This window comes from Amycolatopsis thermalba (genome assembly GCF_023376025.1).
Classification (GTDB): Bacteria; Actinomycetota; Actinomycetes; order Mycobacteriales; family Pseudonocardiaceae; genus Amycolatopsis_E; species Amycolatopsis_E thermalba.
Genome location: NZ_CP091196.1, coordinates 1065335 through 1088913 on the forward strand (window position 1 = coordinate 1065335; position 23579 = coordinate 1088913).

Below are 23579 nucleotides of genomic sequence, written 5' to 3' on the forward strand. Positions count from 1 at the left end.
TCCGCGGGGGCCCGCCACCCGTCCAGCCGGGAGGCGAACCGATGTTCACGTGTGCCGGACCGGCCCTGCTGCGGGCCGCGGTGCGACCCCGCACCTGGGGGCCGATCCCGCCGCTGGAGGTCCTCGCGGCGGACGAAACGCTGATGGAAGCGGTCGAAACGGCCAGTCCGAGCCTGGCCCGCGACGTCCTCCGCCTGGTCCGGGGCGAGCCGGTCAGGGACAAGGTTCGCCGCCGCGCCGCGCTCGCCCTCGCGAAGTACCACCTGCGCATGACCAGCCGCCCGACGCCGTTCGGGCTCTTCGCCGGGGTCGCGCCGGTGCGATTGGACGCCGAGCCCGAGTTGCGGGCCGGTGACCAGCACCGTCCGACCAGTCGAACAGACGCCGAATGGCTGGACGGCGTCCTGCGACGGTTGCGAACCGATCCAGTGATCCTGACCAGGACAGTCCTGGTCGCCAACAACGTCAGCTTCGTCCGCGGGGACCGGCTCGTGCTGCCTGAGCGGTACGAGGGGGCAAGTCGTCGCGAAGCCTCGATCCGGTTCACGCCGCTCGTGCGTGCCGTCCGGGAGATGGCGGCCGCGCCGGTGGCCTGGCCGGACCTGGTCGAGCAGCTGTGCCGGCGGTTCCGGCGCACCGGTTTCGACGGGGTGCTGCGGCAGCTCGTCGAGGTGGGGGTCCTGCTCACCGACCTGGACCCGCCGCCGGACTGCGTCGACCCGCTCGCCCATGTGCTCGGCCGAGTGCCGGCGGAACATCCGATGCACGCGGAGTTGAGCGCGATTCTGAGCGAGTTGCAGGACGCCGACACGGCTGCCGAGGACCGGCGGTCCCGCCGGCGGGCAGTGGTGGCCCGGATGCGTGCACTGCACGACGTGGATGACGTGATCCAGACCGATCTGCGGCTGGATGTCGCGGCCACGCTGCCGGCCGCCCTCGGGACGGAAGCCGCCCGCGCGGCGGAGGTGTTGTGGCGCCTGGGGAGCACGACCGGACCGTCCTGGTTGGACGAGTACCGGAAGCGCTTTCTGGAGCGGTACGGCAGCGACCGGCTGGTGCCGGTGCTGGAACTGCTCGACGATACCCGCGGCCTGGGGGCGCCCGATTTCTCGCGGCGGCCGGATCGTCCCGGGCATCGGGCGTTGATAGAGCTCCTGCTGGCCGCCGTGCGCGCGGGCCGGGACGAGATCGAACTCGACGAGTCGCTGGTCGGCCTGCTCGCCGAGGAGCCGCCGTCGCGCCGCCCGGTGTCGATGGAGTTGTGCGCGGAGGTTCTCGCGCCCGGCTGGGAAGCGTTGCGCGCGGGCGAGTTCCGGCTGGTCATCGGCGAGAACTTCGGGTCGCCGCAGGCGGGGTCGACGGTCGCGCGGTTCGCGCACCTCATGCCCGAATTCGACGCCGAACTGACGGCGCTGGTCCGCGACGGTGCCCCGGCGGGAGCGGCACAGGTCGCGTGCCGGCCGCGGACGTTGCGCTCGGCGAACGTCGCGGCAGTGCCGCAGCGGCTCCCGATGCGCATCCCGGTGAGCTGTGGCCCGGCGACCGCAGAGGTGAGCGACCTGCGGCTGGACGATCTCGCCGTCGGCGCGACGCAGGACGAGCTGTACCTCGTCGACCTGACGTCCGGGCGGCGCGTTGTGCCGGTTTCCGGCTCGATGCTCAACCCGCGCAGCGGGCACGTCCCGCCGGTCGCGCGGTTCCTGCTCGAGCTGGGGGAGCAGGAGAACCCGTCGTGCCTGCCGTGGCGGTGGGGCGATTTGTCGACCGCTCCGGTGCTGCCCCGGGTCCGGTACGGCCGGACCGTGCTCGCGCCCGCGCGATGGCTGCCCAGCCGCGAGATGCTGGACCCGTCGTCCGACTGGTCGGACGCCGTCCGAAACTGGCGACAGCGTTGGGCCGTGCCCAGGTGGGTGCAGCTGACCAGCTCGGACAACCGGATCGCGATCGACCTCGACGACCCCGGGCACCTGGCGGTGTTCCGCGCGGAGCTGCGGAAGACGCCGCGGCTGGTGGTCCAGGAGGTCCTGTCGCGGGACGACGGCTGGCTTGGCGGGCGCGCGTGCGAGGTGGTGTTCCAGCTGCTGGGGGAGCGGCCGGCCGCGCGTCCCGTTCCGGCCACCCGGACCCGGTCCGACCGGCTGCAGCTCCCCGGCGGCGACTGGCTGTACGCCAAGCTCTACGCCCGGGACGCCGCGCAGCGCCAGATCCTCCAGTCGCGGCTCGGCGAGCTGGTCGCCGGCGTGGAGGACTGGCACTTCGTCCGATATGCCGATCCCGATCCGCACCTCCGGATCCGGTTCGCCGGGAAACCGGACACGTTGTGGACGACGTTGTTGCCACGCCTGCACGCGTGGGCGGCGGCGCTCCGGGCGGAGGGGCTGCTGTCCCGGCTGGTGCTGGACAGCTACGACGCGGAGGTCGAGCGGTACGGCGGCCCGGACGCGATCGGCGGGGCCGAGCGGGTGTTCCACGCGGATTCGCTGGTCGCGCTCGCGATGCTCGACCGGGATTCGGATGAGCTCGCGGCGTTGAGCGTGCTGGACCTCGTCCGGCATTTCGGACAGCCTCCGGAGATCCTGGACTGGCTCGCGGCGGCAGTGCCCCTCGACCTGCGGCGGGGCGTGCCCCGTGACCGCCGGGAGTCCTTCGCGGCCGCTGTCGACGCCACTGGTCGTCCGTCGCTGGACCAACCGTGGAGGCAGCGGAGCCAGGCGGTCCTGGAGTACCTGACGAAGCTGGCGCCGGAGCAGCACGGCCGGGTCGCGCTGAGCCTGGCGCACATGCACTGCAACCGCCTGTTCGGGATCGACCGGGCGCGGGAGCAGGAGGTGTACGCGCTGGTGCACGGCGGATTGGCGCTGCGCATGGACCGGAGGAGGCACGGCCGGTGAGTGCTGCTGGGGCGGTGGGTGGCCTGGTGGAGGTGCGGTCGGTGAGTGCTGCTGGGGCGGTGTGTGGCCTGGTGGGGGTGCGGCCGGTGAGTGCTGCCGGATCGATCCGCGGACTGGAGGAGGTGCGGCGGTGAGTATGGCCAGTCGAGGCGCGGCGGTGAGTACAGCTGGAGCGGTCCGCGGACCGGAGGAGGCGCGGCCGATGAGGGCCACGCACGTCGCTCGTCGCGCGAGGGCCCGGGAGGTCGCGCTCGAGGTGGGGGATCGCCTCCGCTCGGTGCGGGGTCGCGGGCCGGGTCTGCTGGACGGTCATCCGGGCATCGCCCTCCTGCACACGGCACTGTCCGTTTGGGATCCCGCGTGGGCCGCGGTGAGCCGTGCCCATCTGGCCGCCGCGGGCGAGGTCGCGCCGGAGGCGGTGGTGCCCGCGGCCCTGGTGCACCGGGCCGCGCACGGCGGCGGTTACGACGGGCTGCTGCGCAAGGCCGGCGCGGCGTTGGCCGAGGTGTGCGAGGCGTGGCCCCGGGCCGATCGGCTCGCCGCGTCGGACTACGACGTGATCAGCGGGCTCGCCGGCAAGGGCCGGCTGCTGCTCGCCCTGGGCGGCGACCGGTGCCTGTCCGCGCTGGAGGTCGTGCTGGAGCGTCTGGTGGCGTTGACCCGGCCGGTCCTGGTGGAGGGGCACGAGGTGCCCGGGTGGTGGTGCGCGCCGGAGCGGTACGTGGTCGAGGCGGACCGCGAGCGCTACCCCCGGGGCGATTTCAACGCCGGCCTGGCACACGGCATCAGTGGTCCACTCGCGCTGTTGTCACTGGCCCACCGGCACGGCCACCGGGTCGACGGCATGACCGACGCGATGCGCGTGATCGCCGACTGGTTGTTGCGGTGGTCGTGGACGGACGAGTCCGGGGTGAGCTGGCCGTCGCGCGTCGGGTTCGATGCGCAGGTGCGGGGCTCGGCGGTGCCGGCTTCGCGGACGGCGTGGTGCTACGGGACGGCCGGGGTGGCGTACGCGCTGCACCTGGCCGCGGCGGAGCTGGGTGACGCGGGGCTCGCCGGTCTGGCGGCCGCCGCCATGAGCAGGCCGGGCCCGGCGGAGGGCCCGACCGTGTGTCACGGCGATGCCGGGTTGCTGCAGATCAGCGTGCGGATGGGTGTGCCTGCCGACCGGATCGCCGACCGGGTCCTGGCCGCGTTCGACCCGTCGTCCCCGTTCGGCTTCCGGCACCGCCTGCACACCGGCGAGTGGATGGACGACCCCGGCCTGTTGCAGGGCGCCGCCGGAGTCGCGCTGGCGCTGGCGACCTACGCCGGCAACTCCGCCCCCTGGGACGCCGCGTTGCTGCTGAGCTGACGGTCAGCGGTAGTTGGTGAACTGCAGCGCGATGCCGAAGTCCTTGTCCTTGAGCAGGGCGATGACGTCCTGCAGGTGGTCCTTCTTCTTGCCGGAGACGCGGAGCTGGTCGCCCTGGATCTGGGCCTGGACGCCCTTGGGGCCCTCGTCGCGGATCACCTTGGCGATCTGCTTGGCCTTGTCGGCGGCGATGCCCTGGAGGATCTTGCCGTTGACCTTGTAGATCTTGCCGGACACGGCGGGCTCGTCGGCCTCGAACGCCTTCAGCGAGATGCCCCGCTTGATCAGCTTCTCCTTGAACACCTCGACCGCGGCCTTGGCGCGCTCCTCGGTGTCGGCCTCGATCGTCACGGCCTCTTCGCCGGCCCAGGAGACCTTGGCGTTGACGCCGCGGAAGTCGAAGCGGGTGGAAAGCTCCTTGGCCGCCTGGTTGAGGGCGTTGTCGACCTCCTGCCGGTCGACCTTGCTCACCACGTCGAATGACGGATCCGCCACGTGTCCTACCTCGTCGTTTCGCTTGTCGGCTGACCACACCATAGCGCCGCCCCCACCCCCGTCGGAGGCCCGCCGGAGGGTTGGTAAGCTAGTCCCCGGCCGGGACGCCCGGCCATGGCGGGTTGCCCGAGCGGCCAAAGGGATCTGACTGTAAATCAGACGGCACTGCCTTCGCAGGTTCGAATCCTGCACCCGCCACACCAGCGAAAACGCCCCGCTGACCTGGAGAAAATAGGTCCGCGGGGCGTTCTTTTGTCTCCGGCCCGGCCGGTGACGACACCGATTCGGCGGGTCGTCACAATCCGGGTATGGAAGGCTTCGAGCCGCGGTGGTTGTCCGGCTTGGCCGCCGTTCGCTGGGAACACGGCCGCCGGCTCGCTGCTTTGGTCGGGCGACGGTTGACGGCGGCGTGGCTCGCTTGGGAGCTCGATGGTGACTGCTGGTGGAACGACGCCCCGGTCGTGTTCGACTTCGGCGGGGAGCAGCTCGAGATCAGCCATCGGAAGTTCGATGAGCTGTCGATCACGTGGAACTCGATCCAGGTCACGCGCCCGCCGGCCGACCCGATGTTTCAGATCGCCTGGCGGGATGACATGTGCCACCGGTTGACGGCGTTGCATGGGCAGGTCCTCTCGTCGGTGGCACTGCTGGAATGGCAGGGCGAGCAGCGCGACCTGGGTACAGGTGCGGTTGCCGTGCACCTCGCCTTCACGTCAGGTGGTTCCGTGACCGTTGCGAACGCCTTGGACGAGAACGAGTTGGACTTCGGAGCCCCGGGCCCGCACTGGAGACGGCACGCGCTCTCGCCAGAGGGGCGGTCGTGAATGGCCACTGGGCGAAATATCGCCGCGGCCGGCTTTTCGGTAGGTTCGGGCGATGATCGTCCTCGCTGTGGAGAATCCGGTTCAGCCTGATATTCGTGAGCTCGCGCTCGGGCTTGTCGCGTTTCTCGCGCTGCTGTTCCTGATCACGAAGTTCGCCGTGCCGCGCTTCGAGGCCTTGTTCGAGAAGCGGGCGGAGAAGATCGAGGGCGGGATCGAGAAGGCGGAGCAGGCGCAGGCGGCGGCCGCGGAGGCGCTGACCCGCTACCGGGCCCAGCTCGCGGACGCGCGTGCCGAGGCGGCACGGATCCGGGAGGAGGCCCGCGCGGAGGGCGAGCGGGTGCGCGCCGAACTGCGGGCGGAGGCGCAGGAGGAGGCCCGGCGCCTGATCGCGCAGGGCGAAGCCGACCTGACCGAGCAGCGGGGCCGCATCATCGCCGAAATGCGCCCCGAACTGCGGCGGCTTGCGGTGGAGCTGGCGGAGCGGATCGTGGGCGAACCACTGACCGACGGGGCGCGGCGGCGCGGCACGGTGGACCGGTTCCTGACCGAGCTGGAGCGGCGGTAGGGGTTGGCGAGCTCGGAGGGGCTGGCTGCGGCTTGGGTGGCGCTGCCGTGGCCGGCATGTGGTGTGGGGGTGTGGTTCCTGACCGAGTTGGGGCGGCGGTAGGGGCCGGCTGGCGGCTAGGGTTGGCTGCGGCTTGGGTGGTACTGCCGTGGCCGGCATGTGGTGTGGGGGCGTGGTTCCCGACCGAAGATGGAGCGGGGTAGGCGCCGGCTGGCGGCAGGAGGGGATTGACGGGCTCGGCGGTGGTGGCTGCCGCTTGGCGCGGCGTGTGGTGTGGGGGGCGTGGTTGCTTGGGTGGCGGTAGAGGCTGGCGGTGCCTGGTGGCCGGAGAGCCACCAGGCACCGCTTCCGGAATCACCGGCTCTGCGCCGAGTCCTTGACCTCCTGCGCCGCGGACTTCGTTTCGTCCGCGACCGTTGATGCGGCCTCGCTCGCGGTGGATTTGACTGACTGGACCGCTTCCTGTGCTGGTTCGCGCAGGTTCTCCGTCATTTCCTGCGCCACCGAGCCCATCTGGCCCGCCATGTCCTGCGCCGACTCCTTGACCTGCCCCGCCAGCTCCCGCTCCTGACGGCTCGCCGGGATCAGCGACGACACCAGCCATCCGGCGCCGAACGCGATCAGGCCCGCCGCCAGCGGGTTGCCCTCCGTCTGCCGGCGCACCATCCGCGGCGCGTCCTGGACCTGTTCGGCCACCGACGACGCCGCGTCGGACGCCGTCGAAGCCACCGACGACGCCGCGTCGGACGCCGTCGAAGCCATCGACGAAGCCGTCGACGACGCGCTGTCCGTCGCCTGGTGCATGCGGTCGGTCGCGGTCCGCACGCCGCCGGAAGCGCTTCCCATGACCCGCTCCTTCATGTTCCGCGCCAGGCCCCGCGCGCGGTGCACCCGCCGGTGGACGACGCGGCTGGGCGTGACCTTCTCGGCGAGCGCGTCCACATCGCTGCCCAGATTCCGTTGCGTGCCTTCGATCTCCCGGCGAAGGCGGTCCGGGTCCGTGCTCACGTCGTCCTCCTCAACTGGTCGGGCATCTGCTTGAGGCTGTCCACGGTCCGCTCGGGCACCGGCTCGACGCGGCGCATCCGGTTGCGCCCCAGGGCGAACAGCACGGCCGCGATCACGGCCCACACCCCGGCGACGATCAGCGCCGCCCAGCCCTGGTCCATCACGTTGGACAGCGCCCACCACAACGCGATCGACAGGAACAGCATCACCATGTAGCCGCCGAAACCGGCGCCGCCGAGCATGCCGGCGCCCTTGCCCGCCTGCTTGGCCTCGGCCTTCATCTCCGTCTTCGCCAGCTCCAGTTCCTGCCGCATCAGCGTGGACAGATCCTGGGAGATGTTGCTCATCAGCTGTCCCACCGACACGTCGCCGACATCCGGCCGCTGTCCCGGCGGTTGCGAATACGTCATGACGGCTCCACCCGGTGCTGCCCGCGGTAGTCGCCGGGGTACGCGCCTTCCGGCGGCATGGCCGTCGTCGGCGGGTGGACGGCCGTCTCGGTCGGTGTCCCGGTGGGGTACGTCATCTCCGCCGGTGTGCCCGTGGGATACGTCGTCTCTGTGGGAGTGCGCGGTTGCGGCGCGCCGCCGCTGCTCTGCTCGCTCACCGCCGCGGCGACGCCCCTGGTCAGCCGGCCCGCGAGGAGCCCCGCGGCGGCCGCGCCGGCGAGGAACAGGCCGGGCTTGCGCCGCGCGAAGCCGCGCAGCTCGTCGACCAGTTCCCCGGGCTCGCGGGAATCGAGCCAGGACGCCACCTTCTTCGCCCGCTGCGACACCTCGCGGACGATGTCCTGCGCGATTCCGGATTCCGACTGCTCCGACATCCGGTCCAGCTGATCCGCGATCGAATTCAGATTTCCGGCCGCTTTCTGCTGGCTGGTGCGTGCCTGTGCACGCAATTGATCGACGCCCTGGTCCTTCAGGTTCCGCACCTGCCGCTGCGCCTCGGATGCCACTTCCCGTGCCTGTTCGGCAGCGGTCCCGGTCACCTGGCTGCCCGATTCCGCGGCCTGTTCGCGCACCGCCTGCGGCGGCGAACTGCTGGTCTGCTGGGTCATTCCTCCTCCTCCGCTCGGTTCCGCGCGACTACCCGGCCCAATTCCCGGTAAACGACGAAAACAATTCCGCTTCGCGGCGCGGATCGGAAAAATAGATCTCCGTTCGGGGTGCCTGATCGAGCCGTGCGGAGCTGCTCCTGGCTCGCCCCGGTCCTGCTCATCACGGCCGGCGACTGGTCAGGGCGGTCCGCAGCCGCACAGGAATTCTCCGGCCGGAGGCTGACGGAGAGGCGATGACGGCGGACCACCGGGAATCTGCGAACATGACGGCTTTGCGGCGCCCGGGCGGTGAGCGAGGAGCTAGGCATGAGGTTGCACCGGTCTCGTCGGCTGGTCCTGAGGGAGTACGACTGCGTGGAGCGGTTCGCCGCGAGTGCCGCCGAGGTCGGTTGGCTCTCCGCTGGAGAACTGCCCGCCGAGCCCTCGACGGGCACGCCGCGACGGTCGTCGTGGCAGCTCACCACCGGGGTGTTCGTCACCCTGTTCCAAGCCCCCGAGCGTCAGCTCGCATACGTGGCCGTGTTGAGCATGCTCGGCCGGGAAGCCGCAGCTCACTTCTTGCATCTGCCAGAGGCGAGCCTGGAGTTGGCTGGACTTGACGTGTGGACTGATCAGGAGCTGATCGGCGCCGTGTCCGCCGCGTCGGACCCAGGCGAGCACGCGACCGCTCTGATCCGGGCCGGACTCGGCGCCCCGGCGGAGATCGCCGAGCCGTGGGCACGTGCCTTCTTCGCTGCCGCCGAGCATCCCTCGGAGGAGGTACGAGCTGCCGGGATCGAGGCGATCATGCACGCGGGCTGGCCACGCTTCGCCGAACTGCTCAGGGCCATGGCCGAGCGGGATCCCAGCAGGGACATCAGAGAGCTGGCGCAGCGGAGTGCCTCAGTCCTGGAGGCCAGAACTCCAGCTGGACCATAGAGTTCCCCGGGTTGCCCGCACGACAAGTCCGGTTGGAGTACGAGCGTACTGATCATGGATGCGGAACTCGTGCGCGCCCGCCGGGCGGTGTCCGTGGTGTTCGCGGCGTGCGGGGCGGCGTTCGGTACGTGGCTGGCGCGGGTGCCTGCGGTGCAGGACCGGCTGGGGCTCACGACGGGACAACTCGCGGCCGGGTTGTTCGGGCTCGCGGCCGGGTCGGTGGTCGCGTTGCTGCTGGCCGGCGCGGTGATCACGCGGATCGGCAGCCGGGTGGCGGCCATCGTGGGGGCGGTCGTGCTGTGCGGCGGGTTGCCGTTGGTCGCGATCGCGCCGAGCGTGCCGGTGTTCGTCGCGGCGCTGGTGGTGCTGGGGGTCGGCAACAGCACGCTCGACGTGGCGATGAACGCCCACGCGGCACGCGTCGAGCACGGCTACGGGCGGCCGATCTTCGCCGGTTTCCACGCGTTCTGGAACATCGGCGGGCTGGCCGGATCCGGCGCCGACGCGCTGGTGGAGACCTGGCACGTGCCGGTGACGGTGCACTTCCCGGTGGCGGGCGGGGTCCTGCTGGCGGTCGCGTTGCGGGCGGTCCGGACCGGGTTCCTGCGCGGGCCCGACCGCGGCCAGGGCGGGCCGGCGTTCGCGTGGCCGGGGCGGGCGCTGGTGCCGCTCGGGGCGATCGCGTTCTGCGGGTTCGTCGCCGAGGGGGCGGTCAACAGCTGGGGTGCGGTGTACCTGAGCGAGGTGACGGCGGCCGGGCCGGCGGTCGCCGCGCTGGGGTATTTCGCGTTCTCGGTGACGATGATCGTCGTGCGGCTGGGCGCGGACCGGATCGTGGCGCGGGCCGGGGCGGTTTCGTTCCTGCGGCTGGCTTCGGTGGTGGCGGTGGGCGGGTTCGCGGTCGTGCTCGCGGCGCCGGTGCCGGTGGTGGGGGTGGTCGGGTTCGCGCTGGTCGGGGCCGGGGTGGCGGGGATCGTGCCGGTCGCGTGGAGCGCGGCGGGGCGGACGCAGCCGGACGCGCCGGGGCGGGCGGTCGCGGCGGTGGCGGCGTGCGGGTACGCGGGGTTCCTGATCGAGCCGGTGGTGATCGGGGTGGTCGCGGGGTGGGCCGGGTTGCGGTGGGGGCTGGTGTCGGCCGTGGTGGTGACCGCGGTGGTGGCGGTACTGGCGCCGGCGCTGCGGGAGGGGCGTGGGTCGTCCGCGCACGACTAGCTGTATCCGGCCGTTAGGTTGGTAGCCGGCTGATGGGCGGTCGTCCTCCGAGTGCGCTGTGGCGGCGTTCAGTGTTGTAGTGCTCGATCCAGGCTGCAAGTGCTGCTGCTCGTGCCTCGTTGCTGGTGAAGGCGTGCCGGTAGGCCCACTCGGCCTGGAGGGTGCGGTTGAGGCGCTCGACTTTCCCGTTCTGCCAGGGGCAGTGGGGCCGGATGAACTTGTGTGTTGCGCCGAGTGCTGCGACCGCGGCGGCCATGTCGCGTGATCGTCGGTAGCTGAGGTGGTTGTCGGTGATCACGCGCTCGATACGGGAGATCCCGTGATCGGCGAAGTAGGCGGCGGCACGCAGTAGGAACGCCGCGCAGGTCGAGCCCTTCTCGTCGGGCAGGATCTCGGAGTAGGCCAGGCGGGAGTGGTCGTCGACGAGTGAGTGGACGTAGTCGTAGCCGATGCCGCGAGCACGGACCTGTTCACTGCGGCCGTGGACACGCCAGCCACCGCCGTCGGGGATCTTGCCGAGCTTCTTGACGTCCATGTGGACCAGCTCGCCCGGTCGTTCGCGTTCGTAACGGACGCCGGTTGCGCGGGAGGCGCGAATGACGTCGCCGGTGATCGGGTCGCACTCGGCCAGGTAGGGCACCTCGTGGCGGCGCAGGATCCGCGACACGGTGCGGGGCGGGAGTCCGAGCTCGAGGCCGATCCAGTCCTGTCCGCGGCGTTCGCGGTGACGTAGGTCTAACACCCGCTGCTCGACCTCGTCGGGCGTGCGGTTGGGGCTCGTGTGTGGGCGTGAGGAGCGGGTGACCAGGCCAGACTCGCCTTCGGCGGCGTAGCGGTCGATCCAGGTCTTCACACACTTGCGGGACACGCCCATCGCTTCGGCGATGTGGGCCTGTTTCCAGCCGGCCTGGTGGCGTTGAACGATCAGTCGCCGACCGTGAACCGTCAGCCGGGCACTACCGTGGAACACGAGAACCTCCGGATCGGAGTGGGCCTTAGACAAGCCACATCCCAACCGGAGGTTCTCCTTTACTCAGCCAGACACGCCGCTACCAACGTCCTGACCGGATACAACTAGCTCCGGGCGTGCAACGCCTGCGCTGATGCTGACGATCGCCCGGAGCTGCTCCTGGCTCGCCCGGGCGACGGCACTTGACCGTGCCGGTCCTGGGAATCTCCAGCTCCCACGGCTCGATCCCCGACACGGCCGCGTCCATCAGCCCCTGGGCGGACAACGCGACCGGCGTCGTCATCTCCGATGCCGGACACTTCGTCCCGGACGAGCCAGCCCGGCGCCGGTGCGCGCGCGGTGACCGCGTTCATCGAGCCGGCAAGCGCACCGTGACCACGAGTCCGCCGCCCTCGCGGGGGCGCGCCGTCACCGCTCCGTCGTGGGCGCCGGCCACCGAGCGCACGATCGACAGCCCGAGACCGGCGCCCTTCGCCGAGTCCAGGCGCGGTGCGGCGCGGCGGCGGAACGGCTCGAACAGCGCCGGGATCTCCTCCGCGGCCACCACGGGCCCCGTGTTGCTCACCTCGATCTCGGCCTCGTCGCCGCGGGTGCGGGTGCTGATCCGGACCCAGCCGCCCGGCTCGTTGTGCCGGATGCCGTTCTCCACGAGGTTGTGCACCAGCCGTTCGAGCAGCAGCGCGTCGCCCAGGGTGGGGGCTTCCCCCGGCGCGTCGAGGACCGTCACGTTCGCCGCCGTCGCCTGGCCGGCGGTCTGCTCGACGACGTGCGTGACCACGTTGGCGAGGTCGAGCGGGAACCGTTCGGCGACGTGTTCCGACTTCGCCAGCACCAGCAGCCCGCTGATCAGCCGCTCGTGCCGCGAGTTGATCTGCAGCAGCTTCTCGCCCAGCTCCTTGACGTCCGGCGAGGCGCTCCGGCGGTGCATCGCGACCTCGACCAGCGACCGGTTCAGCGTCAGCGGCGTGCGCAGCTCGTGCGAGGCGTTCGCGACGAACCGCCGCTGGCCGTCGAACGACCGGTCCAGTCGCTCGACCATCGTGTTGAACGCCTCCGCCAGGTCCTTCACCTCGTCGTCCGGCCCGCGCAGCGTGATCCGCCGGTGCTGGCGCGGGTCGGCGGAGGCGGCGATGCGGCGGGCCGAGCCGGTGACGCCGTGCAGCGGCGCCAGCACCCGGCCGGCGACCAGCCAGCCGAAGCCGATCGCCAGCGCACCCACCACGACCAACGCGATCGTGCCCTGCACGAGCAGCGAGTGCGCCGCCGCTTCCTTCAGCAACGCGGCCTGCTCACGCGCGACGCGCTCGGCTTCGGAGTCGATGAGCAGGTCGCCCAGGTCGTGCGCGGTGATCACCGGGTCCGTCCCGGGCGCCGGGCTGGTGCGGGTGAGCAGCTTGATCGTGCCGCGCCCGACCTGGGAGTTGAACAACGCGTAGGTGACGCCGAGCAGCACCACACCGCCGGCCAGGAACAGCCCGCCGTAGATGAGCGTGAGCCGCGCCCGCAGGGTGATCCGCCGGGGCCGCCTCACGGGATCCGGTACCCCACGCCGGTCACCGTCTCGACCACCGGCGGGTCGCCGAGCTTGCGGCGCAGCTTGAGGATCGTGAGCCGGACCGCGCCGGTGAACGGGTCGGCGTTCTCGTCCCACGCCTTCTCCAGCAGGAACTCGGCCGACACGGTCGCGCCGTCGGCCCGCAGCAGCTCGGCCAGCACGGCGAACTCCTTTTTGGACAGCGGGACGTACCGGCCGTCGCGGAAGACCTCGTGGCGCGCCGGGTCGAGCGTGATCCCGGCGCGGCTGAGGACCGGCGGCGCGGCCGGGCGCGCGCGGCGGCCGAGCGACAGGATGCGCGCGGCCAGTTCCGGGAACGCGAACGGCTTGGTGAGGTAGTCGTCGGCGCCGATGGTCAGCCCGGCGACGCGGTCGGTGACCTCCGCGGCGGCGGTCAGCATCAGCACGCGCGTCGGTGAGGACGAGGACACCAGCTCGCGGCACACGTCGTCGCCGTGCACGCCGGGCAGGTCCCGGTCCAGGACCACGACGTCGTAGTCGTTGACCGCCAGCCGGTCCAGCGCGCCCCCGCCGTCGTGGGCCACGTCCACCGCGTGCGCGTCCTCCCGCAGCCACTCCGCGATCGCCTCGGCGAGCATCGGCTCGTCCTCCACCACCAGAACCCGCACGTCACCAGCCTGACGGGCGCGGTGTTTCCTCGCCGTTAGCGATCTCGGAAACGCCCGGGAAATGCGCCGCCCCGTTTGATCTCCACCCGTTCGGTCCCGACATTTCGAAGGAGATCCCGATGCGCAAGATCCTGGCCGCGTTTCCCGTGGCCCTCGCACTGGCACTCGCCGGGTGCGGTTCCGGCGACGGCGGCGGGGACGGCGTGGCCTCGGCCGGCGGTGCCACGACCACGACCGCCGGCGCGCCGAGCGCGGGCGGAGCGGACATGGGGCTCAAGTTCGCCCAGTGCATGCGCGAGAACGGCGTGCCCATGGACGACCCGGTGGACGGCCGGATCACCATGAAGGTCGACGGTTCGATCCCGAAGGAGACGGTCGACAAGGCCCAGGAGGCGTGCCGCCAGTACAACCCGCAGGAGAACGGGGCCGCCAAGTCCGACCCGAAGATGGAACAGGCGGCCCGCGACTTCGCCGTCTGCATGCGGGAGAACGGCGTCGAGGCCTTCCCCGACCCGGAGCCCGGGCAGAAGGGCATCCGCATCGAGGGCAGCTCGGCCTCCGATCCGGACTTCGAGCAGGCGTCGCAGAAGTGCCAGGAAGTGCTCGCGGGGGCCCGCGGATGACCGTGGTGGAACCGCGCCGGCGCGGCCGGGCCCGGGTCTACGCCGTGGTGTTCGTGCTGGTCGTGGCCGTCGCGGGCGGGGCGTGGGCGGTCGTCGCGCGTGGCGACGACGGCGCCGCCCCGGCCGCGGTGGACCTGCCGCCGAGCACGGCGAAGGTCCAGCGGCAGACGCTCGACGACACCCAGACCGAGGACGGTGAACTCGGCTACGGCGCCTCCGCGACGGTGGCGAACCGGTTGCCGGGCACGGTCACCGCGGTTCCGGACAGCGGGTCCGTGATCGGCCGCGGCCAGCCGGTCTTCCGCGTCGACGACAAGCCGGTGACGTTGATGTACGGCGTGATGCCCGCCTACCGCGCGCTGGCCGAGGGCACCGAGGGCGCCGACGTGCGGCAGCTGGAGGAGAACCTCAGCGCGCTGGGCTACACCGGTTTCACGATCGACGACGAGTACAGCTCGGCCACCGCGGACGCCGTCCGGGAGTGGCAGGAGGACCTCGGCCTCGACGAGACCGGTGTGGTCGAGCTGGGCCGGGTCGTCTTCACCCCCGGCGAGATCCGGGTCGACACCGTGGACGCGAGCGTGGGCCAGCCGGCCGCGCCGGGGCAGAAGGTGCTGTCCTACACGGGCACCGCGAAGGCGGTGACCGTCGAGCTGGACCCGTCGGACCAGCGGCTGGCCCAGGAGGGCGCCGCCGTGCAGGTCACGCTGCCCGACGACCGGAAGGTGGCCGGGAAGATCACCGACGTCGCCACCGTGATCGAACCGGCCGGCGGGCAGGGCCAGGAGGCGCAGACCAAGGTCGAGGTCGAAATCGCGTTCGACGACCAGCAGGCCGTGGCGGGCTACGCGCTCGCGTCCGTCGACGTCACCTTCACCGCCGAGAAGCGCGAGAACGTGCTCGCCGTGCCGGTCGCCGCGCTCGTCGCGTTGTCCGAGGGCGGGTTCGGCGTCGAGGTGGTCGAGGGCACCACTACGCGGTACGTGCCGGTGAAGACCGGGTTGTTCGCCGAGGGCAAGGTCGAGGTCAGCGGCGACGGGCTCGCCGAGGGCATGGTCGTGGGGATGCCGAAATGATCTCGCTGACCGACGTGACCAAGCGCTACTCCGGCGTGCTCGCGCTGGCCGGGGTGTCGCTGCGGGTCGAGCCGGGAGAACTGGTCGCGATCGTGGGGCCGTCCGGGTCGGGCAAGTCGACGATGCTCAACGTGCTCGGCACGCTCGACCGGCCCACCTCGGGGAGCGTGCACATCGACGGCCACGACGTGGCGACCCTGTCCGACGCCAAGCTCTCCGCGTTGCGGGCGCGCCGGATCGGGTTCGTGTTCCAGCAGTTCCACCTCGCGGCCGGCACCCCGGCGCTGGACAACGTCGCCGACGGCCTGCTCTACACCGGACTGCGCGCGGGGGAGCGGCGGCGCCGGGCGGCGGCCGCGCTGGAACGGGTCGGGCTCGGGCACCGGATGGACCACGAGCCGCACGAGCTGTCCGGCGGGGAACGCCAGCGGGTCGCGATCGCGCGGGCCGTCGCGGGCGACCCGCCGCTGCTGCTGGCCGACGAGCCCACCGGCGCGCTCGACTCGGCGTCCGGCGCCGGGGTGATGACGCTGATGCGGGAGCTGAACGAATCCGGCACCACGGTCGTGATCATCACGCACGACCGGGACATCGCGGCGTCGCTGCCGCGGCAGGTGCGGATGCGGGACGGCCGGGTCGTCGAGGAGGTGACGCGATGACCGCCGCGTTGTCCCCGGCCCGGATGTGGCCGCGGGACGTGGTCAAGGTCGGCGCGGTCGGTCTGCGGACCCGTCCGACGCGCGCGTTCCTGTCCGCGCTGGGGATCGCGATCGGCATCGCCGCGATGGTCGCGGTGGTGGGGATCTCGTCGTCGTCGCGGGCCGAGCTGGACCGGACGCTGGCGGCGCTGGGCACCAACCTGCTCACCGTGTCGCCGGGCACCACCCTGACCGGTGAGGCGGCGCAGCTGCCGGAGACGGCGGAGGCGATGGTCGCGCGGATCGGGCCGGTGGAGTCGGTGTCGGCGATCGCCCGGCTGGCCGACGCGAAGGTCTACCGCACGGACAAGATCCCCGAGGCGCAGACCAACGGGCTCGCCGCCTACGCGGCCCGGCTGGACCTCCCGGCGACGACCGGTGCGCGGACGCGCAGCGGAACCTGGCTCAACGAAGCCACGAGCGGCTATCCGGCGGTCGTGCTCGGTTCGTCCGCGGCCGAGCGGCTGGGCATCTCGCGTGCCGGGCCGGACGTCCAGGTGCTGGTCGGCGGGCGCTGGTTCACCGTGGTCGGGATCCTCGAACCGGCGGCGCTGGCGCCCGAGCTGGACTCGGCCGCGCTGGTCGGCTGGGAGGTGGCGGCGAGCGAGCTGCGGTTCGACGGGCTGCCCACCACGATCTACACGCGCTCGCAGGACGCGCAGGTCCCGGCGGTGCAGTCGGTGCTGGGGGCGACCGCGAACCCGGCGGCGCCGAACGAGGTCGAGGTGTCCCGGCCCTCGGACGCCCTGGCCGCGCAGCAGGCGGCGGGTGAGGCGTTCACCGGGCTGCTGCTCGGGCTGGGCGCGGTGGCGCTGCTCGTCGGCGGGGTCGGGGTGGCGAACACGATGGTGATCTCGGTGCTGGAACGGCGCGCGGAGATCGGCCTGCGGCGCTCGCTCGGCGCGACGCGCGGGCAGATCCGGACCCAGTTCCTGGCCGAGTCGCTGCTGCTGTCCGCGCTCGGTGGGCTCGGCGGGGCGGTGCTGGGGAGCGTGGTGACGGTCGGCTACGCGCTCTACCAGTCGTGGCCGGTGGTGGTGCCGCTGTGGGCGGTGGCCGGCGGGGCCGCGGCGACGCTCGTGATCGGCGGGATCGCCGGACTGTACCCGGCGATCCGGGCGTCCCGCTTGTCGCCGACGGAGGCGCTGGCGACGCCGTGACGCCGAGGCGGGTGCCGTTCGCCGGGGGCGGCACCCGCCTCGCCGTCAGCCGAGCAGCTCGCGGAAGCGGTCGACGCCGATGTTGCCGCCGGAGAGGATGACACCGACCCGGCCGGTGAAGCCGCCCTTGAGCAGCCCGGCGAGGGAGGTCGCGCCGCTCGGTTCGAGGACGATCTTGAGCCGCTCGAACGCGAACCGCATCGCCTCGCGGATCTCGTCGTCGCTGACCAGGACGATGTCGTCGACCAGGCGCTGGTTGACGGAGAAGGTCAGCTCGCCGGGCACGTCGGCGAGCAGCCCGTCGGCGATGGTGCGGGCGACCGGGATCCGCACACGCTCGCCCTGGCGGAGGGAGAGCTGCGTGTCGTTGGCCTGCTCGGGCTCGACGCCGATCACCCGGATGCCCGGGTGCAGGCCCTTGGCCGCGGTGGCGCTCCCGGCCATCAGCCCGCCGCCGCCGATCGGGGCGATGAGGGTGTCCAGCTCGCCGGTCTCTTCGAGGAGTTCCAGCGCGGCGGTGCCCTGACCGGCCATGACGTGCGGGTGCTCGTAGGGCGGGATGAGGGTCAGGCCGCGGTCCGAGGCGAGCTGGTTGCCGATCGCGACGCGGTCGCCGGTGTAGCGGTCGTAGGTGACGACCTCGGCGCCGTAGCCGCGGGTGGCCTCCACCTTGGTGGACGGGGTGTCCTCGGGCATCAGGATGACGGCCTTCGCGCCGGCCAGCTTGGCCGCGAGGGCGACCGCCTGGGCGTGGTTGCCGGACGAGTACGCGGCGACGCCCTTGCTGAGCTGCTCGGGTGTCAGGTGGGAGATCGCGTGGTAGGCCCCGCGGAACTTGAAGGCGCCGATGCGCTGGAAGTTCTCGGCCTTGAGGAACGCGGTGGTGCCGGTGCGCTGGTCGAGGGTGGCGGAGGTCAGCACAGGCGTCCGATGAGCGACACCGTCGATCCGCTTGGCGGCGCTCCGGATGGCTTCGAGATCGAGCATGAGGACCATCTTATACGAGGTGTCTAGGGGTTAGACGGATCGTCGAAATTGGAGGTGCTCGTCGCCTGCCGAAGGCGGCGCGGCTTCAAAGACCAAGGGATGTCCTCGCCGGACGGGCAGGCTCCGGGATGACGGGGGATCGTTGTCGGCTCGCCTTTTCGAGGTGGTCGCTGGGTGGCTCATCCCGTCGCCTTCCGGTTTGGGTGTATCACTTTGAGCCAGGCCCGCAAGGTTGCGTTGTCCGGCGGCGATTGGCGGCCTGGGTTGCGGGCCTGGCTCAAAGTGATCGTTGCGGTGTCAGGCGACGGGATGACCACCCAGCTCTTCGGGGGTAGGGCAGGCCGCTGCGCGGCGTTGCAGGTAGCGCTGCTCGGGCAGGCTCGTGGTGCGTTTTGCGGCTCGCTGGTATTCCTCGCGGGCCTGTTCGTGTTCTCCGGCGCGTTCCAGCAGGTGGGCGCGGACCGCGTGCAGGCGGTGGTGTTCGGTCAGGCGGGCGTCCTCGGTCAGCGGGTCCAGCAGTGCCAGCCCGGCTCGCGGGCCCGACGTCATCGCCACGGCCACCGCCTTGTTCAGGGTGACCATCGGGTTCGGGGCCACCCGCTCCAGCAGCTGGTACAGCGCCACGATCTGCGGCCAGTCCGTCTCCTCGTCGCTCGGCGCCTCGTCGTGGACGGCGGCGATCGCGGCCTGCAGCTGGTACGCGCCGAGCCGCCGGGTCTTCGCCAAGGCCTCGCTGACCAGGGCGACTCCCTCGTCGATCAGGGCGCGGTCCCAGCGGCTCCGGTCCTGTTCGGACAGTGGAACCAGCTCACCGCCGACGCTGCGGGCGGCGCGGCGGGCGTGGGTCAGCAGCATCAGCGCCAGCAGGCCCGCGACCTCCCAGTCCGACGGCAACAGCCGCCGCACCAGGCGGGTCAGGCGGATCGCCTCGGTGGCCAGGTCGTCGCGCTGCAGGTCGGGTCCGGTGGTCGCCGTGTAGCCCTCGTTGAACATCAGGTACAGCACGTGCAGCACCGCGTCGAGCCGCTCGTCCCGGTCCTCCGCCGGCGGCAGCGCGAACCGGGCGCCCTTCACCTTCTGCTTGGCCCGGCTGATCCGCTGGGCCATCGTCGCCTCGGGGACGAAGAACGCCTTCGCGATCTCGGCCGTCGTCAGGCCACCCACGGCCCGCAGCGTCAACGCGATCCGCGACGGCGCCGACAACGACGGGTGGCAGCACAGGAACAGCAGGGTGAGCGTGTCGTCCGCGTCGCCCGGGCCGCGTTCGTCCGCGCCCGGCGCGACCAGCAGCGCCGCCGGGGTGGCGAGCAGGTCCTCGTCCTCCCGGCGACGCCGCGCGCTGTCGCTGCGCATCCAGTCGGTCAGGCGCCGCGTCGCGACCGTCAGCAGCCACCCGCGCGGGTTGTCCGGCACGCCGGCCTCGGCCCACTGCGTCGACGCCGCGAGCAGCGCCTCCTGCACCGCGTCCTCACACGTGTCGAGCCCGCCGTAGCGGCGCATGAGGATCGCCAGCACCTGCGGCGCCAGCTCGCGGAGCAGGTCCTCGGTCATCCCTGGCCGCCGGGCAGCACCGGCCACACCTCGACCTGCCGGAACGCGCCGAGCAGCTCGCCGGTCGCGGAGTTCTTCATGCGCGTCATCCTTCCTGATCGCCCGTCCGCCGGAAGGAGGTACGGAGCGGGCCGTCTTCCCTCGACACGGCGCGCGAGGAATTTTTCCGGCCTAGAGTTCTCGATGTGGACCTGCCCGTGATGCCGCCGGTCAAGCCGATGCTGGCGAAGGCCGTGCACGAGATGCCCCGCGAACCCGGGCTGCACTACGAGCCGAAGTGGGACGGGTTCCGCTGCGTCGTGTTCCGCGACGGTGCCGAGGTCGAGCTGGGCTCCCGCAACGACCGGCCCCTGACCAGGTACTTCCCCGAGCTGGTCGACCTGCTCAAGGCCGCGTTGCCGCAGCGGTGCGTGGTCGACGGCGAGATCGTCATCGTCACCCGCGACGGCCTCGACTTCGACAACCTCCAGCTCCGCCTGCACCCCGCCGCGTCCCGCGTGCGGAAGCTGGCCGAGGAGACGCCGGCGAGTTTCGTGGCTTTCGACGTGCTCGCGCTCGACCACGCCGACCTCACCGGCGAGGCGTTCCGCCGTCGCCGGCACGTCCTCGAAGGGGTGCTCGACGACTCACTCGCCCGGGTGCACCTGACCCCGATGACGCAGGACCCGGACGTCGCGCAGGACTGGTTCACCCGGTTCGAGGGCGCCGGGTTCGACGGGGTGATGGCCAAGCCCGGGGACCTGCCGTACGAGCAGGACAAGCGCGTGATGTGGAAGGTCAAGCACGAGCGCACCGCGGACTGCGTGGTGGCCGGGTTCCGCTGGCACAAGGACGGCAACGGGATCGGGTCGCTGCTGCTCGGGCTGTACGACGCCGACGGGCGCCTGCAGCACATGGGTGTGGCCAGCAGCTTCACCGCTGCGCGGCGCCGTGAGCTGGTCGACGAGCTGGCGCCGCTGCGGGAGGGGGCGATGGAGAACCACCCGTGGCGGGAGTGGGCGTCGTTCGAGATGGACGGCAGGCGGGTGCCGGGCGCGCAGAGCCGGTGGAACGCGGGCAAGGACCTGTCGTGGGAGCCGGTGCGGATCGAGCTGGTCGCCGAGGTGCGTTACGACCACCTGCAGGCGGGCCGCTTCCGCCACGCGACGCGCCTGGTGCGGTTCCGGCCCGATCGGACGCCCGGGTCGTGCCGGTACGACCAGCTGGAAGAGGTGCCGCCGGCGGAGCTGACCGCCCTGTTCAGCGAGGTGAGAGCGTGAGCGCCGTCCCCATCGAGGGCACCGAGGTCACCATTTCGTCGCCGGACAAGATCTACTTCACCGAGCGGGGCGAGACGAAGCTCGATCTGGTGCGCTACTACCAGGCGGTCGAGGGGCCGCTGATGAACACGCTGCGGGACCGGCCGTTGCTGCTGGAGCGCTACCCGGACGGGGCGAGCGGCAAGTCGTGGTTCCAGAAGCGCGTCCCGAAGTCGACGCCGCCCTGGGTGCGGACGACGGTCGTGTCGACCCCCAACGGCACGACTTCCGATGCGCTGGTGGCGGCTGATCTGGCGCACATCCTGTGGGCGGTGAACCTGGGTTGCATCGGGTTCCACGTGTGGCCGTACCGCGCTTCGGCGCCGGATTTCGCCGATGAGCTGCGGATCGACCTGGACCCGTCGCCGGGGGTGGGCTTCGAGCAGGTCCGCGAGGCGGCGGTGCTGACGAAGGAGCTGCTGGACTCGCTGGGGATCACGGCGTACGTCAAGACCACCGGGTCTCGGGGTCTGCACGTCTACGTCGCGCTGGAACCACGGTGGGATTCGTACGCCGTCCGTGCCGCGGCGGTGGCGCTGGCGCGTGAACTGGAGCGGCGGCACCCGGATCTGATCACGGCGCAGTGGTGGAAGGAGGAGCGGGGCGCGCGGGTCTTCGTGGACTTCAACCAGAACGCGCCGCACAAGACGGTGTTCGGCGCGTGGTGCGTGCGACCGCGCGCCGGGGGCCAGGTCTCGACGCCGATTTCCTGGGGCGAGCTGTCCACTGTGGAGCCGGCTGAGCTGACGCTGTCGACGGTGCCGGAGCTGGTCGCACGCCGGGGCGACCCGTGGGCGGAGATGGGCGCGCGGCCGCAGTCCATCGAGGCGCTGCTGGAGATGTCGGAGCGCGACATGGCAGCGGGGCTGATGGACGCGCCGTGGCCGCCGGTGTACCCAAAGCAGCCGAACGAGCCACCAAGGGTAGCCCCAAGCAGGGCGAAGAAGGGTTAGGGAGGGAGCTGGCGGCCGGCAAGGCAACCGACTACGCGCCAGTCCTCCCCAGCATCGGAAACCGGCGGCCGGCACCACAAGCGGCCCGGCACTCAGCTGACCGCGCGGCAGCCCTGCGAACCGCCGGCCGGCAACGCAAGTGGACCGACTACACGCCAGGGCCGCGCGGCAGCCCTGCGCTACCGGCGGCCGGCAACGCGAGTGGCCTGGCACTTAGCTGACCGCGCGGCAGCCCTGCGAACCGCAGCCCGGCAACGCAGCAGGACCGACTACCCCAACCAGACCTCCCCCGCCCCCGATCCACAGCCGGTCTTTGGTCGCCGATCAGGCGTGTCAAGGTACTCTTTCCCGCCTTGACACGCCTGCTCGGCGACTGAAACACAATCAGGCATCGGGGGCGGGGGTGGTCGGAAGGTGACCGTTCGGCGCCGTGAGGCGCTTTCCGCCCGCAGGGCGGGCTCTCCGCCTGCCCAAGCCGCCGGTTCAAAGATCAAAAGATGTCCTCGCCGGACGGGCAGGCTCCGGGATGACCAAGGGGTGCCTCGTCTCGCCTTGGCGAGGTGGTCGCTGGGTGGTCATCCCGTCGCCTTCCGGTTTGTGCATATCACCTTGAGCCAGGGCCGCAAGGTTGGCATGTCAACTCGCGCCCCAGCGGAGGTTGCGGCCCTGGCTCAAGGTGATCGTCACGTGTCAGGCGACGGGATGACCACCCAGCTACCTTGGGTTCAAAGACGGCGCTGGCGCGCCGTCAGCGGCCCAGGTATCCGCCCATCGCTTTGAAGTGCTGCGTGGCCGGTAGTTCCGTGCCGTCTTCCAGGCGTACCCGCTCGATCACCAGGCCGTGGTTCTTCCCGAAGCGGGCGTCGGCGCCGGCGACGATCACCACGCCTTCTCCCTCCGGGATGAAGATGCGTCCGGGCGTGCCGCCGTACCGTCCCTTCGAGACGGATGCCTTGATCACCCGGATCGTCTGTCCCTTGTGGGTGGTGAAGGCGTTCGGGTACGGGTCGGACTGGGCGCGGACCAGGCGGTCGATGTCTTCGGCCGGCCAGGTCCAGTCGATGCGGCTGTCCTCAATGGATCGCTTGTGGAAGAAGCTCGCCTTGGAGCGGTCCTGCGGCACCGGCTCGTAGTCGCCCGATTCGAGCTTCGCCAGTGCCTCCGACACCACCGGGGCGATCAGGTCCACGGTGCGGTGGAACAGATCGGTGACCGTGTCCCGCGGACCGACCTCGACGGCCCGCTGCAGGATGATGTCGCCCGCGTCCAGTTCGTCGTTCATCATGTGCGCGGTTACGCCGACCTCATTCTCCCCGTTGATCAGCGCCCAGATCAGCGGGGAGAAACCGGCGTAGGCGGGCAACAGCGAATCGTGCACGTTGAGGGTGCCCCGGGGCGGCAGGTTGAAGATCTCCGGCGGCAGCCAGGTGCGCCAGTTGTTCGCCACAATGATCTCCGGCTCGGCCTCCTTGAGCCGCGCCGCCACCTCGTCGTCCGGGCGGTTGCGCTCGATCACCGGAACACCGTTCTCCCGCGCGAGTTCCGCGACCGAGTCGGACCAGATCTTCTCGTACGCGTGGTCGCTCTTCGGGTGCGTCACGACGAGCACCACCTCGTGACCGGCGTCCAGCAGTGCACGCAGCGTGCGGTGCCCCCACGTCTGGTAGCCGAACATCGCGACCCGCATCGGTCCTCCTCGTTCCGGGATCAACATCACGCCCGAATGTAGTAGTTAAGCCTCCCCTAACTTAGGTT

At 71.5% G+C, this 23579-nt stretch carries 22 protein-coding genes and 1 tRNA gene; 13 read left to right on the forward strand and 10 right to left on the reverse strand.

Annotation, left to right across the window (positions count from 1 at the left end; genetic code table 11):
- Positions 1–41: 41 nt before the first annotated feature.
- Both L1857_RS05330 and L1857_RS05335 read left to right on the forward strand, forming a co-directional pair.
- Positions 42–2891 (forward strand): lantibiotic dehydratase, encoded by a 2850-nt coding sequence (locus L1857_RS05330; protein ID WP_116111650.1) that lies wholly within the window; start codon positions 42–44, stop codon positions 2889–2891.
- A gap of 202 nt (positions 2892–3093) precedes the next feature.
- Positions 3094–4245, forward strand: coding sequence for a lanthionine synthetase C family protein (locus tag L1857_RS05335; protein ID WP_162831133.1), 1152 nt, complete (start codon positions 3094–3096; stop codon positions 4243–4245).
- Positions 4246–4248: 3 nt separating this feature from the next.
- Here L1857_RS05335 and L1857_RS05340 read toward each other — a convergent pair whose 3' ends face one another.
- Positions 4249–4740 (reverse strand): YajQ family cyclic di-GMP-binding protein, encoded by a 492-nt coding sequence (locus tag L1857_RS05340; protein ID WP_094003825.1) that lies wholly within the window; start codon positions 4738–4740, stop codon positions 4249–4251.
- Positions 4741–4856: 116 nt separating this feature from the next.
- Here L1857_RS05340 and L1857_RS05345 point away from each other — a divergent pair.
- From L1857_RS05345 to L1857_RS05355, 3 genes are all read left to right on the forward strand, one after another.
- Positions 4857–4938, forward strand: a tRNA-Tyr gene (locus tag L1857_RS05345).
- A gap of 110 nt (positions 4939–5048) precedes the next feature.
- Positions 5049–5564 (forward strand): hypothetical protein, encoded by a 516-nt coding sequence (locus L1857_RS05350; protein WP_116111648.1) that lies wholly within the window; start codon positions 5049–5051, stop codon positions 5562–5564.
- Between the two features lie 52 nt (positions 5565–5616).
- Positions 5617–6129 (forward strand): F0F1 ATP synthase subunit B, encoded by a 513-nt coding sequence (locus L1857_RS05355; RefSeq protein WP_116111647.1) that lies wholly within the window; start codon positions 5617–5619, stop codon positions 6127–6129.
- A gap of 354 nt (positions 6130–6483) precedes the next feature.
- Here the strand turns inward: L1857_RS05355 and L1857_RS05360 are convergent, their stop codons facing one another.
- Genes L1857_RS05360 through L1857_RS05370 form a run of 3 tightly spaced genes read right to left on the reverse strand, consistent with a single transcriptional unit; the run spans position 6484 to position 8194 of the window.
- Entirely contained in the window at positions 6484–7137 is a 654-nt protein-coding gene (locus L1857_RS05360; RefSeq protein WP_116111646.1) for a DUF3618 domain-containing protein, read from the reverse strand.
- A complete protein-coding gene (locus L1857_RS05365) occupies positions 7134–7547 on the reverse strand; it encodes a phage holin family protein (protein WP_094003828.1) in 414 nt (137 codons plus the stop codon). The genes L1857_RS05360 and L1857_RS05365 overlap by 4 nt, the downstream gene beginning before the upstream one ends.
- Complete coding sequence (locus L1857_RS05370) at positions 7544–8194, reverse strand: hypothetical protein (RefSeq protein ID WP_094003829.1); 651 nt, start codon at positions 8192–8194, stop codon at positions 7544–7546. Before L1857_RS05370 ends, L1857_RS05365 begins: the two co-directional genes overlap by 4 nt.
- Positions 8195–8548: 354 nt before the next feature.
- Between L1857_RS05370 and L1857_RS05375 the strand changes: the two genes are divergently transcribed.
- Both L1857_RS05375 and L1857_RS05380 read left to right on the forward strand, forming a co-directional pair.
- Positions 8549–9112, forward strand: a complete 564-nt coding sequence (locus L1857_RS05375; RefSeq protein WP_162831132.1) for a hypothetical protein — start codon at positions 8549–8551, stop codon at positions 9110–9112.
- Positions 9113–9166: 54 nt separating this feature from the next.
- Positions 9167–10324: an MFS transporter gene (locus L1857_RS05380; protein ID WP_094003831.1), complete on the forward strand. Its 1158-nt coding sequence runs from the start codon at positions 9167–9169 to the stop codon at positions 10322–10324.
- A 13-nt stretch (positions 10325–10337) separates the two neighbouring features.
- Here L1857_RS05380 and L1857_RS05385 read toward each other — a convergent pair whose 3' ends face one another.
- The 3 genes from L1857_RS05385 to L1857_RS05395 form a co-directional block, all read right to left on the reverse strand.
- The gene (locus L1857_RS05385) at positions 10338–11294 is read right to left on the reverse strand and encodes an IS481 family transposase (RefSeq protein WP_094009241.1); all 957 of its coding nucleotides are present in this window, start codon (positions 11292–11294) and stop codon (positions 10338–10340) included.
- Positions 11295–11643: 349 nt separating this feature from the next.
- Positions 11644–12825, reverse strand: coding sequence for a sensor histidine kinase (locus tag L1857_RS05390; RefSeq protein WP_094003832.1), 1182 nt, complete (start codon positions 12823–12825; stop codon positions 11644–11646).
- On the reverse strand, positions 12822–13478 hold the full coding sequence (locus tag L1857_RS05395; RefSeq protein ID WP_094003833.1) for a response regulator transcription factor: 657 nt from the start codon (positions 13476–13478) through the stop codon (positions 12822–12824). Before L1857_RS05395 ends, L1857_RS05390 begins: the two co-directional genes overlap by 4 nt.
- Positions 13479–13597: 119 nt before the next feature.
- Here L1857_RS05395 and L1857_RS05400 point away from each other — a divergent pair, with 119 nt between their 5' ends.
- Genes L1857_RS05400 through L1857_RS05415 form a run of 4 tightly spaced genes read left to right on the forward strand, consistent with a single transcriptional unit; the run spans position 13598 to position 17035 of the window.
- Positions 13598–14101, forward strand: a complete 504-nt coding sequence (locus tag L1857_RS05400) for a hypothetical protein (RefSeq protein ID WP_116115178.1) — start codon at positions 13598–13600, stop codon at positions 14099–14101.
- Positions 14098–15177: an efflux RND transporter periplasmic adaptor subunit gene (locus tag L1857_RS05405; protein ID WP_249464575.1), complete on the forward strand. Its 1080-nt coding sequence runs from the start codon at positions 14098–14100 to the stop codon at positions 15175–15177. The genes L1857_RS05400 and L1857_RS05405 overlap by 4 nt, the downstream gene beginning before the upstream one ends.
- Positions 15174–15836 (forward strand): ABC transporter ATP-binding protein, encoded by a 663-nt coding sequence (locus L1857_RS05410; RefSeq protein ID WP_094003835.1) that lies wholly within the window; start codon positions 15174–15176, stop codon positions 15834–15836. The genes L1857_RS05405 and L1857_RS05410 overlap by 4 nt, the downstream gene beginning before the upstream one ends.
- Entirely contained in the window at positions 15833–17035 is a 1203-nt protein-coding gene (locus tag L1857_RS05415; RefSeq protein WP_249464577.1) for an ABC transporter permease, read from the forward strand. The genes L1857_RS05410 and L1857_RS05415 overlap by 4 nt, the downstream gene beginning before the upstream one ends.
- Positions 17036–17080: 45 nt before the next feature.
- Here L1857_RS05415 and L1857_RS05420 read toward each other — a convergent pair whose 3' ends face one another.
- Both L1857_RS05420 and L1857_RS05425 read right to left on the reverse strand, forming a co-directional pair.
- Entirely contained in the window at positions 17081–18022 is a 942-nt protein-coding gene (locus tag L1857_RS05420; RefSeq protein ID WP_116115184.1) for a pyridoxal-phosphate dependent enzyme, read from the reverse strand.
- Positions 18023–18319: 297 nt separating this feature from the next.
- Positions 18320–19573, reverse strand: coding sequence for an RNA polymerase sigma factor (locus L1857_RS05425; protein WP_116115173.1), 1254 nt, complete (start codon positions 19571–19573; stop codon positions 18320–18322).
- A 185-nt stretch (positions 19574–19758) separates the two neighbouring features.
- Between L1857_RS05425 and L1857_RS05430 the strand changes: the two genes are divergently transcribed.
- Both L1857_RS05430 and ligD read left to right on the forward strand, forming a co-directional pair.
- Entirely contained in the window at positions 19759–20832 is a 1074-nt protein-coding gene (locus tag L1857_RS05430) for an ATP-dependent DNA ligase (RefSeq protein ID WP_205413431.1), read from the forward strand.
- Complete coding sequence (ligD, locus tag L1857_RS05435) at positions 20829–21824, forward strand: non-homologous end-joining DNA ligase (RefSeq protein ID WP_116115171.1); 996 nt, start codon at positions 20829–20831, stop codon at positions 21822–21824. The genes L1857_RS05430 and ligD overlap by 4 nt, the downstream gene beginning before the upstream one ends.
- A gap of 748 nt (positions 21825–22572) precedes the next feature.
- Here ligD and L1857_RS05440 read toward each other — a convergent pair.
- Complete coding sequence (locus L1857_RS05440) at positions 22573–23511, reverse strand: methionyl-tRNA formyltransferase (RefSeq protein ID WP_116115169.1); 939 nt, start codon at positions 23509–23511, stop codon at positions 22573–22575.
- Positions 23512–23579: the final 68 nt, after the last annotated feature.

What these genes read in the sequence shown, in the direction of transcription:
- L1857_RS05425 (WP_116115173.1), bottom strand. Translation starts at nt 19,573, where the DNA reads ATGACCGAGGACCTGCTCCGCGAGCTGGCGCCGCAGGTGCTGGCGATC.
- L1857_RS05400 (WP_116115178.1), top strand. Translation starts at nt 13,598, where the DNA reads ATGCGCAAGATCCTGGCCGCGTTTCCCGTGGCCCTCGCACTGGCACTC.
- L1857_RS05440 (WP_116115169.1), bottom strand. Translation starts at nt 23,511, where the DNA reads ATGCGGGTCGCGATGTTCGGCTACCAGACGTGGGGGCACCGCACGCTG.
- L1857_RS05380 (WP_094003831.1), top strand. Translation starts at nt 9,167, where the DNA reads ATGGATGCGGAACTCGTGCGCGCCCGCCGGGCGGTGTCCGTGGTGTTC.
- L1857_RS05350 (WP_116111648.1), top strand. Translation starts at nt 5,049, where the DNA reads ATGGAAGGCTTCGAGCCGCGGTGGTTGTCCGGCTTGGCCGCCGTTCGC.
- L1857_RS05410 (WP_094003835.1), top strand. Translation starts at nt 15,174, where the DNA reads ATGATCTCGCTGACCGACGTGACCAAGCGCTACTCCGGCGTGCTCGCG.
- L1857_RS05405 (WP_249464575.1), top strand. Translation starts at nt 14,098, where the DNA reads ATGACCGTGGTGGAACCGCGCCGGCGCGGCCGGGCCCGGGTCTACGCC.
- L1857_RS05415 (WP_249464577.1), top strand. Translation starts at nt 15,833, where the DNA reads ATGACCGCCGCGTTGTCCCCGGCCCGGATGTGGCCGCGGGACGTGGTC.
- L1857_RS05420 (WP_116115184.1), bottom strand. Translation starts at nt 18,022, where the DNA reads ATGCTCGATCTCGAAGCCATCCGGAGCGCCGCCAAGCGGATCGACGGT.
- L1857_RS05370 (WP_094003829.1), bottom strand. Translation starts at nt 8,194, where the DNA reads ATGACCCAGCAGACCAGCAGTTCGCCGCCGCAGGCGGTGCGCGAACAG.
- L1857_RS05330 (WP_116111650.1), top strand. Translation starts at nt 42, where the DNA reads ATGTTCACGTGTGCCGGACCGGCCCTGCTGCGGGCCGCGGTGCGACCC.
- L1857_RS05355 (WP_116111647.1), top strand. Translation starts at nt 5,617, where the DNA reads ATGATCGTCCTCGCTGTGGAGAATCCGGTTCAGCCTGATATTCGTGAG.
- L1857_RS05335 (WP_162831133.1), top strand. Translation starts at nt 3,094, where the DNA reads ATGAGGGCCACGCACGTCGCTCGTCGCGCGAGGGCCCGGGAGGTCGCG.
- L1857_RS05365 (WP_094003828.1), bottom strand. Translation starts at nt 7,547, where the DNA reads ATGACGTATTCGCAACCGCCGGGACAGCGGCCGGATGTCGGCGACGTG.